The organism is Vibrio sp. YT-18, from assembly GCF_033337345.1.
Taxonomy (GTDB): domain Bacteria; phylum Pseudomonadota; class Gammaproteobacteria; order Enterobacterales; family Vibrionaceae; genus Vibrio; species Vibrio alginolyticus.
In genome coordinates this window covers 1-9,602 of sequence record NZ_JAWOQO010000035.1, presented here as the reverse complement: position 1 = coordinate 9,602, position 9,602 = coordinate 1, and the positions used below count along the sequence as shown (strand labels likewise).

Here is a 9,602-nt window from a genome sequence, read left to right as displayed (position 1 = left end):
TCATTGATGGTGCCAGCGTCTGAAATAGTCACGCTTGGACGATCATCATCCGGATCGGGGCCTGGACCCGTGCCGTCGTCCACTATCGTCGCCGTACCCGTATCGCTGCCTTGCACTGCGCCAATGCCAGTCACCGTCACACTGAAATCTTCAGGGCCTTCGTACACCGCATCATCAATGGAAGCAATGCGCACATCAAACTCAGTTTGCCCTGCTGGCACCGTTACTACGCCATCGTTTGGCACTGTCACCCAACCACTTCCCGTGTTGTATTCCAAGGTACCTAAGTCACCGGCTTCGGTATCGCCGAGATTAAGACCCAACTCTACTTGCGTTTCCGCTTCAGACGCGTTCGATAGCGTCACTTTGAAGTTCGCTGTGTCACCCTCATTGATGGTGCCAGCGTCAGTGATGGTCACATTCGGACGGTCATCATCCGGATCGGGGCCTGGACCCGTGCCGTCGTCCACTATCGTCGCCGTACCCGTATCGCTGCCTTGTACTGCCCCAATGCCAGTTACCGTGACACTGAAATCTTCAGGGCCTTCGTACACCGCATCATCAATGGAAGCAATGCGCACATCAAACTCAGTTTGCCCTGCCGGCACGGTCACCACACCATCGTTTGGCACTGTCACCCAACCGCTTCCGGTGTTGTATTCTAAGGTGCCTAAGTCACCGGTTTCGGTGTCACCTAAGTTGAGGCCAAGCTCGACTTGAACAGTGGACTCGGAGGCATTCGACAACGTCACTTTGAAATTCGCTGTCTCACCCTCATTGATGGTGCCAGCATCTGAAATAGTCACATTCGGGCGGTCATCATCCGGATCGGGGCCTGGACCCGTGCCGTCGTCCACTATCGTCGCCGTACCCGTATCGCTGCCTTGCACTGCGCCAATGCCAGTCACCGTCACACTGAAATCTTCAGGGCCTTCGTACACCGCATCATCAATGGAAGCGATACGCACATCAAACTCAGTTTGCCCTGCTGGCACCGTTACTACGCCATCGTTTGGCACTGCAACCCAACCGGAGCCTGTGTTGTATTCTAAGGTGCCTAAGTCTCCAACTTCGGTGTCACCTAAGTTCAGGCCTAGCTCGACTTGAACTGTAGACTCGGCGGCGTTCGACAACGTCACTTTGAAGTTCGCTGTCTCACCCTCATTGATGGTGCCAGCATCTGAAATAGTCACATTCGGGCGGTCATCATCCGGATCAGGGCCTGGACCACTGCCATCATCCACTATCGTTGCCGTACCCGTATCGCTGCCTTGCACCGCCCCAATGCCAGTCACCGTCACGCTGAAATCTTCTGGACCTTCGTAAACGGCGTCATCAACAGAAGCGATGCGCACATCAAACTCAGTTTGCCCTGCTGGCACCGTTACTACGCCATCGTTTGGCACTGTCACCCAGCCACTTCCGGTGTTGTATTCCAAGGTACCTAAGTCACCGGCTTCGGTGTCACCCAAGTTCAGGCCTAGCTCGACTTGAACAGTGGACTCGGAGGCGTTCGACAACGTCACTTGGAAGTTCGCTGTCTCACCCTCATTGATGGTGCCAGCGTCTGAAATAGTCACATTCGGGCGGTCATCATCCGGATCAGGACCTGGACCACTGCCATCATCCACTATCGTTGCCGTACCCGTATCGCTGCCTTGCACTGCGCCAATGCCAGTCACCGTCACACTGAAATCTTCAGGGCCTTCGTACACCGCATCATCAATGGAAGCGATACGCACATCAAACTCAGTTTGCCCTGCTGGCACCGTTACTACGCCATCGTTTGGCACTGCAACCCAACCGGAGCCTGTGTTGTATTCTAAGGTGCCTAAGTCACCGACTTCGGTATCGCCGAGATTAAGACCCAACTCTACTTGCGTTTCCGCTTCAGACGCGTTCGATAGCGTCACTTTGAAGTTCGCTGTCTCACCCTCATTAACCGTACCTGCATCACTCATCGTTACCGCTGGGCGATCATCATCAGGATTTGAGCCAGGTCCACTACCATCATCTAAAATAGTGGCAGTCCCAGTAACAGGTGTGCTTTGTTCTTCTGTCGTGCCAGAGAGCGTAAACGTTTCTGGGCCTTCAAATACAGAGTCGTCAATAGAGTCTATAGAGACCGTAAAGTCACTTTCACCCGGTGGGATCGAAATGGTAAAGGTTCCGCTTTCACCGACTGAAACTTCTTCTGTTGTACCATCAGAAAATGTTATGAGGACACGCTCATTGACGTAGTCACTCCCGTTCTCGTCAGCTGAGCCGCCTGTTGCGGTTCCATCAAGGAGAGAAAGAATGACATCAGTGTTGTCTTCAGTTGTTTGACTTAGAGTAATATCGAATACAACTTGGTCACCTTCGTTGATAGTCGGACTAGATATTTCTTGAACTAAGATAGTCGGTGGTACAGGGCCATTAATTACTCTGAAAAGATCCAACAAAGATAGTGCTTGAGTTGTAGATAGTCCGATTCCATCAATACCGACGGTCTCAAAATTCGTACTAGCCAACAATTCAGCGCCAGTACGATCTATTGCACCAGTATTTTGGGGGCTAGAACCACTTTCCTCACCTGCAGCTGGCTCAAAATCCTCACCAAGAGCAGTAGGGTCTTCTCCACTAGCGATAGCCTCGATTAGCGCAGTGACATCATCAGTAACGTTAATTGAACTACCTTGCGGTGTTACCTGTTGTACAATTAATTCTGATGTATCAGAAACTTCCTCAATAATTAATTCACCAGGCTGAGGTAGCTGACCACTTTCAAGACTTCTCAGGTTCCCATCAAGCCCTATAACCACGACATTGCTCATCAATGAACTTAACGCTACTCGATCCATGCTCTTCATCCTTGTATTAGTTTAATTAAAGGCTTGTTACTGCACTAAACACGTCTATAGTTTAGACAAAATATGAATTTTTCGTTTTATTCCAAGAGGATTTAGTTTTTTGAGAGTAATAAGGAAAATAACCGAAGAATTTGCCTTCATTTAAACCAGTTTCCGCTATGCTCTTAAGATAAAAAGGTTTTCTACGAAAAAATCGACCACTTACCAAGCAAGCTTTGCCTCGTATGCTAGAGTTTAGAGAGTAAGATTGTTGTTTTTTATTGAATTAAACATTTAAACATCAACAAGTTGATAATACGCACTAAGAAAATTCATTGTTTGTAACTTCTCGTCTCAAATATGAAACAGAATAAGAGCGACATGATTTTAGGAGAACTAACGTGAGATGGAATCGAGTACATATAGCCTGCTGTTGCTTAATAGTGTCTTCACCAGTTTTCGGTCAAACTCTAGAGCAAGCGGTTGCACAGACGCTACAAAATAACCCCGATATTAAGAGTGCATTTAACGAGTTTATGAGCCAGAAGTACATAAATGAAGCTTCATCAGGTGCTTACCTCCCCTCTGTTGATCTAGATGCTGGAATTGGATATGAAGGATTAGACCCGTCAGATGAAGTTGGTCGAGGAGACACGGATTACACTCGAAAGGAAGCTTCAGTGACACTGACCCAACTAATATGGGATGGTAGCGCTACATTAAATGATATTGATCGAACCGCAGCTGATGCTGAATCTGTTAGATTTCAACTCTTAGCAGATGCTTCAGATAAGGCACTTGAAGTGACTAAAGTGTACTTGGACGCTGTTAAAGCGTATGAAGTCCTAAAGCTTTCAGAAAACAACCTTGCTGTTCATAAAGATATTTACGATGACATTAAAAAACGAGTCAACTCGGGTATCGGCTCTACTGCTGACTTGACGCAGGTAGAAGCACGTTTGGCAAAAGCACACGGAAACTTAGCTGCTGCTCAAAATAACCTGTATGACTCTCACACGATGTTCACTCGTTTAGTCGGTCAAACACCACAAGGGTTAATCTTTCCGAGAGCGGACCAAAACTTTATCCCGTACACGGTTGATGAAGCGGTAGGCTTGGCATTTGAACTTCATCCCGTTATTCAAGTGGCGCTCGCAGACGTAGACTCGGCTAAGTTTCAATACAAACAGTCTAAAGGTGTTAATTACCCAACCATTTCAATTGAAGCTTCGCAAACATGGCGTGACGACGCTGATGGTTTAAAAGGTCGAAGTGATGAGACACTTGCCATGCTGCGTCTACGCTACAACCTATTCAATGGTGGCAGTGATGCAGCGAACTCAGAAAACTTTGCCTACCAGCTAAATAAAGCAAAAGACTTGCGTGAAGGTGCCTATCGCAATGTTGAAGAAGGGTTAAGGCTTTCTTGGAGTGCGCTTGATTTAACATTACAACAAAAAGAGTTTCTATCAGATCATGTAGACTCTGCGTCTGAAACCGTAATTGCTTACGAGAAGCAATATCGCATCGGTAAACGAACACTGCTTGATCTATTGAACACTGAAAACGAGCTCTTTGAGGCGCGTAAAGACTACTTAGATTCTAAATACGCAGAGCAGTACGCCAAATATCGAGTGATGAACGCAACTGGGCAACTGTTGAGTGCATTAAGGGTTGAAATGCCTAAAGAATGGCTAGAAGAAGTGGAGTATTAATTATGAAACACATAGCTTTTATTACACTCTCATTAATGCTCTCCGCATGCAGTTCATCAGATCGTGGTGATGAATATGATTACATAGATACCCCAATTGCCGATCAGTGGGCTGATCATATAGATGATGACTCTGACGGAGTCATTAACGAGCGAGATTTGTGCCCGGGTACACCTTTGGGTGCCGAAATAGACAACGACGGTTGCGGTTCGTACGTTGACTCCTCACAAGAAATGCAAATTCGAGTACTATTTGCGAACGATTCCGATGTGATCAACCCTATCTTTACGCAACAAATTCTTGAACTATCCGACTTTTTGAAAGAGTACCCGAACACGTCTATAGAGATTCAAGGTTATGCTAGTCGCACTGGTACTGCAGAACATAATCTTGACTTATCTAAGCGCCGCGCTGAAAACGTTAGAAAAGAGCTCATGAAGAACGGCATTAGTGGAGATAGAGTTACCATTGTCGGCTATGGAGACACAGTACTTGCGACACAAGGTACAGACCAAGTTAGTCACGCATTGAACCGTCGAGTAACCGCAACAGTGATTGGCCACAAGGGTGAAGTGAAGAAAGAATGGACCGTTTTCACAACACTTCCAAAAAGCTAGCACAACAATAAACAGACCGTAAAAATAAAAGGTCTAGCAAATTGCTAGACCTTTTTGATTTTAAATTTGACTACAGTTTAGCGCTACTACATGTCTTTGTACTGAGCTTCTAAACTCGCAATTAAGCTTTGAGTCACATCATCAACACTTGCACCGTCAAAATGGATGTCCAATGTCGAGCTCCCTTTTGTAATACTCAGGTTTGCCTCAGATCCCCCGTCTGGTGCCACTTCTACATGATACTCTCCGACATCACCAGTATGATCACCTGATTGAAGATCATTAAGAAGCTCTCCAATTTCATCTTTAGATAAGTCGTCAAACAGATCTGAGAAGTCTAGAGCGTCTTCATTTTTATTGAAGTCAGTGACAGTGTCGCGTTCATTGGACACATCAATCCATTTAAAGATGTCTTCACCGTCCCCCCCTGTCAAAATATCATTGCCGAAACCACCAATTAAAATATCATTGTCTGCACCACCGAACAGCTTGTCGTCACCACCTTGTCCAAACAAAATATCATCACCTGAACCACCAGAGATGGTGTCTGCTTGGTCGTAATAACGAGACTGTTCAAATTCTGCTTGGTTTTCAGTAATGTAGTGATGAACTTCTTCTTTCGTAACTAACGAAACATCCTTACCTAGTTGAGATGCTACGTAGTTTTGTAGCGCGGAAACTCCTTGCTCACCATCGACGTCGAAACGCATGGCATCACCAAAAATAATGTCATTTCCATCAAGGCTGTTAATCTCATCTTTGCCTTGCATCAATGAAACTTCCTTACCAAGGATCACTTCTGCTAGTTGGTTTACATCTATGTTAGCCCTTACTACACCATCAGAGTCGAAGTTTTCTAACGAATCTTCATCTAAGTAGCGACCAAGACCTATCGAACGAACCTCACTAAATTCAGCCAATGCTTGATATGCGTTATTCGCTTGAGATAGAACATTATTTCCATAATCATCATAGACATATGAGTTAAGCATTCTCCCCACCTGTTCACCAGTAGAGAGCGAATACACCGCCCCGCGAAAATCTATGATTGTTTTATTGTTGTATGTGACTGTATCACCAAACCTGTAATCACTTGGCAAAACATCCGCTAGCGTCACTAACTTTTGTTCTGACACGCCAAGTACGACACCCTCCCAACCACTAAACCAACTCGTATTGTTATCCGTAGCTTGGTTTGGTTGACCATCAGATATGAAATAACTTAGGTTTGTTGCGCCACTATCGGCATTAGCAAACCAGTCTAGTGCAGATTGGAACCCGGCTTCATAATTTGTATTACCATCACCGATTTGTAAAATTGCATCCAATGTAGACTCTATTTGCGATGTTGCGTTGTCAGCACTCAAATCTAATTCAAGTACCTGAGAGCTCCCAGTAGCAAATGTGGTCAATAAAACGTTCACTTTGCCCGAATGAGGGCCACTAGCACTTTCGGTAAGAGTATTCAGCACTGTTTTTAGCTCACCTAGCGCTAGACCAACGTCGTAACCCATGCTGCCTGATGTATCGAGCATAAAAGCAATGTTGTAGTCCTGCCCCTCGACAATCTGTAATCCTTGAACATCGCCAACAATCACATCATTGCTATCAGATCCAGCTATCTTGTTATCACCATGCGTACCGGAAACAAAATCATAATCTCGAACTGAAACAGAAGCCGTGTCCGTCCCCATTTGAGTATTGTTATTAACTTCAACACTTCCTGCCGTCGCTGTTACATCAAAATCTAACGAACCATTGTAATCGGCTGGTACAGTAATCGTACCGCTTAGTTGATGACTGGTTTGATTTGGTTCACTTGAAAGGTCAACCGTGTAAGAACCATCGCTGTTTTCAGCAACCGTTTTGCCATTCACCTCTAATGTTAGCCCTGAAGGAATTCCCGTTAAGGTGACGCTATCGTTAATGAATGACTCACTGCCATCCACATCGATAAGATCAAGGTTCAGCTCAAAAGAGACTTGCTGCTCTGTAAGTACAACATACTCTCCTGTGTTGTTATTTAGCTTGATAATGGCATCTTGGAAGATAAGTTGTTCAATTTCATAAAGGTGGTCACCCGACTCTTTATGAGTGCTCGAAACAACATCTTTTGTATCAATAAATCGGCTATCTTCGACAATCCAATACGGGACCTCTGAGTGGTCAGATGCAGGGTAATAGTTGAAGTTGTAATCAGACAACTTGCCAGAGTAAACAACTGTGTCCGTCTCCGCTTGATCGTCTAATGAACCAATACCGCCATAGATAGAATCATTACCTCCTCCAGTCACAAAGATATCACTGCCTTGAGCATCAACGTTCGCACCTGCTTGTTGATCTCCGACAAAGCTCAGTGGCGATTCAGTGTCACCGCTTAGCATTAAGTCATTACCAACATGTCCGTTATTAAACGTTTGTGTCACCACATGTTCAAAGTCAAGCCCTGGTAAATTACTTGCCTCAAGCAGATCTTTAAGTTCTTCGTCTGTAGACCAGCTTCCGCCTAGTGTCACAGGTACAGACGTTACTGGACCGAAAGTAAGGTCAATCTTAATTGGGTCCGCGACAGGCTCTATGTCGATACTCAACGTACCTGAAGCAGAAGAATTGCCATCACTAACAGTGAAATGAATCTGCTCGTAAGTATCCAAGCCGTTCCCAACACCGTCTTTATCGAAAACATTTGCACCAGATTCATGTTCAGCAGGAACATAACGAACAAGACCATTTTCGATATCAGAAGCGAGCACACTTCCAGAAACCGCTTCCCAACCATCAGAACCTTTCACTTGCAGTGAGCCATTTAGAGCAGAAGTGTCAAACTCAACACTTATACTACTATCAACGATGCCTAAATGTTCTAGTGTTATAACAATAGCTTCGTCTTCTAATCCGGAAATTTCGTTGCTTTGAACTGCTGGCGGAACATCATTATCATCAATATAGCCAACGCCAGACACATCTCCGACTTTAATCACAAGACTCTCTGTTGATTCAACCAACTGATCATCAATACTTGGAATGGTAATCTCAAAGCCATTCACTCCGACTGGAACAATAAGGTATCCGCCCAAATACTTCACGCCATTAGTAAAAGTTGCGTTCGACAAATCAATGTCTTGAGAGCTCACACTAGAACCCTCTGCAGAGAAATCCACTTGATACTTAACGGTCTGATCTGTCGCGTTATTTAGTGAAACAGAAAACGTGACATTGTCACCCTCAACAACAGTAACACCTGCAATGCTCTCCACCACAGGTCCATTTTCCGCAACATTACCATCTAGTATTTCGTTAACGATATTGACCGTAGATGGATCACTAACTCCACTTTCAGAATCGACTGCCACATATCCAAAGCTATCCCCGGCAGGAATACCTTCTACATAACGTAACTCCCAGTTCCCTTCATTTTTCGTAGAAAAATCTAACTGAGTAATGACCGAACCTTCAGGAAGAGCTAGTTCTTGCCCAAAACCAACGCTTGTTTCTTGGAATAGCATGAAGTTGCCTTCAGGCTTCAAGAACTCGAACGTTTGAGTCTGTTCGATATTATTTGAATCTAAATACGTAACCGTAATAAGCGCAGCGTTGTCATCACCGTAATCAAACAATCCACCTAATCCATCTAAGCCAAGGTTTACGCTGCCCACAGGGTTATTAGACAAATCGATCGTAATTGTCTCGCCTTTCTCAATACCCTGCCCATCATTGTCAGCAATACCGTTTCCGATATGTGACACTTGGCGGTTGTATTGAGCAAGTTCACCACTATCAGAAGATATAGTGATGGAGGAACCATTAACTAAATGCTCAGTACGGGAGTGTGATGGACCTCCGTCCTCACTTAGCCCCCAATTATTGAAATCTGTTGTAGACTCGGAGCTATTTGGTGTATCTGGGCGATCCTTGATACCTAATAAGAAACCCACATTATCAGCTTCATAGTAAAGGCTATCTTTTTCATAAAGAGTGTCACTGACTTCTTTTATTTCATGCAGTTCACCGTTGTTATCTCTGAAGAACAATGTTCCTGAGGTCGGTAGTTCAGTAATCCGCACATGCAAATCGTTGCCATTTAAGTCATCTTCAATATCCGCTATATGATCCTGAGAGTCGCCATCACCTAAAGGTTTCGTATCAGTATCAAATACAACTTGCGTCAAAGGCTTGTCAGTAACATGCGTAAAGTCCTCACTGTCAGGTCTGTCATTCACTGGCGTCACATCGACGTTCACCGTGGTGGACTCTGACACCCCACCTGACGTAACGATGTAGGTGAAGCTGTCAGCCCCGTGGTAGTTGTCGTTTGGCGTGTAAGTGACGCTGCCGTCCGGGTTGACCGAGACCGTGCCGTTCGCTGGACCGTTATTGGTATCCAGCGACACCACTTTGTCGTCGCCTTCAAACGTGTCGTTATCTAAGACCTTAATGAT

Annotated in this window: 4 protein-coding genes; 2 read left to right on the top strand and 2 right to left on the bottom strand. The window is 45.1% G+C overall.

Going from position 1 to position 9,602, the window contains the following annotated elements:
- Window positions 1-2,843: Calx-beta domain-containing protein (locus tag R7M72_RS23680; RefSeq protein WP_318056345.1), on the bottom strand; the 2,843-nt coding region annotated here is incomplete at its 3' end.
- A gap of 389 nt (window positions 2,844-3,232) precedes the next feature.
- Here R7M72_RS23680 and R7M72_RS23675 point away from each other — a divergent pair.
- Both R7M72_RS23675 and R7M72_RS23670 read left to right on the top strand, forming a co-directional pair.
- Window positions 3,233-4,546, top strand: coding sequence for a TolC family outer membrane protein (locus R7M72_RS23675; RefSeq protein ID WP_021707835.1), 1,314 nt, complete (start codon window positions 3,233-3,235; stop codon window positions 4,544-4,546).
- A 2-nt stretch (window positions 4,547-4,548) separates the two neighbouring features.
- Complete coding sequence (locus R7M72_RS23670) at window positions 4,549-5,163, top strand: OmpA family protein (protein WP_005377363.1); 615 nt, start codon at window positions 4,549-4,551, stop codon at window positions 5,161-5,163.
- A gap of 86 nt (window positions 5,164-5,249) precedes the next feature.
- On the opposite strand, the gene R7M72_RS23665 is transcribed toward R7M72_RS23670, so the two are convergent.
- A partial coding sequence (locus R7M72_RS23665) for an Ig-like domain-containing protein (protein ID WP_318056344.1) occupies window positions 5,250-9,602 on the bottom strand: 4,353 nt, incomplete at its 5' end.

Bases quoted from the DNA above. Each gene is read 5' to 3' on its own strand.
- R7M72_RS23670 (WP_005377363.1), top strand. From the start codon at position 4,549: ATGAAACACATAGCTTTTATTACACTCTCATTAATGCTCTCCGCATGC.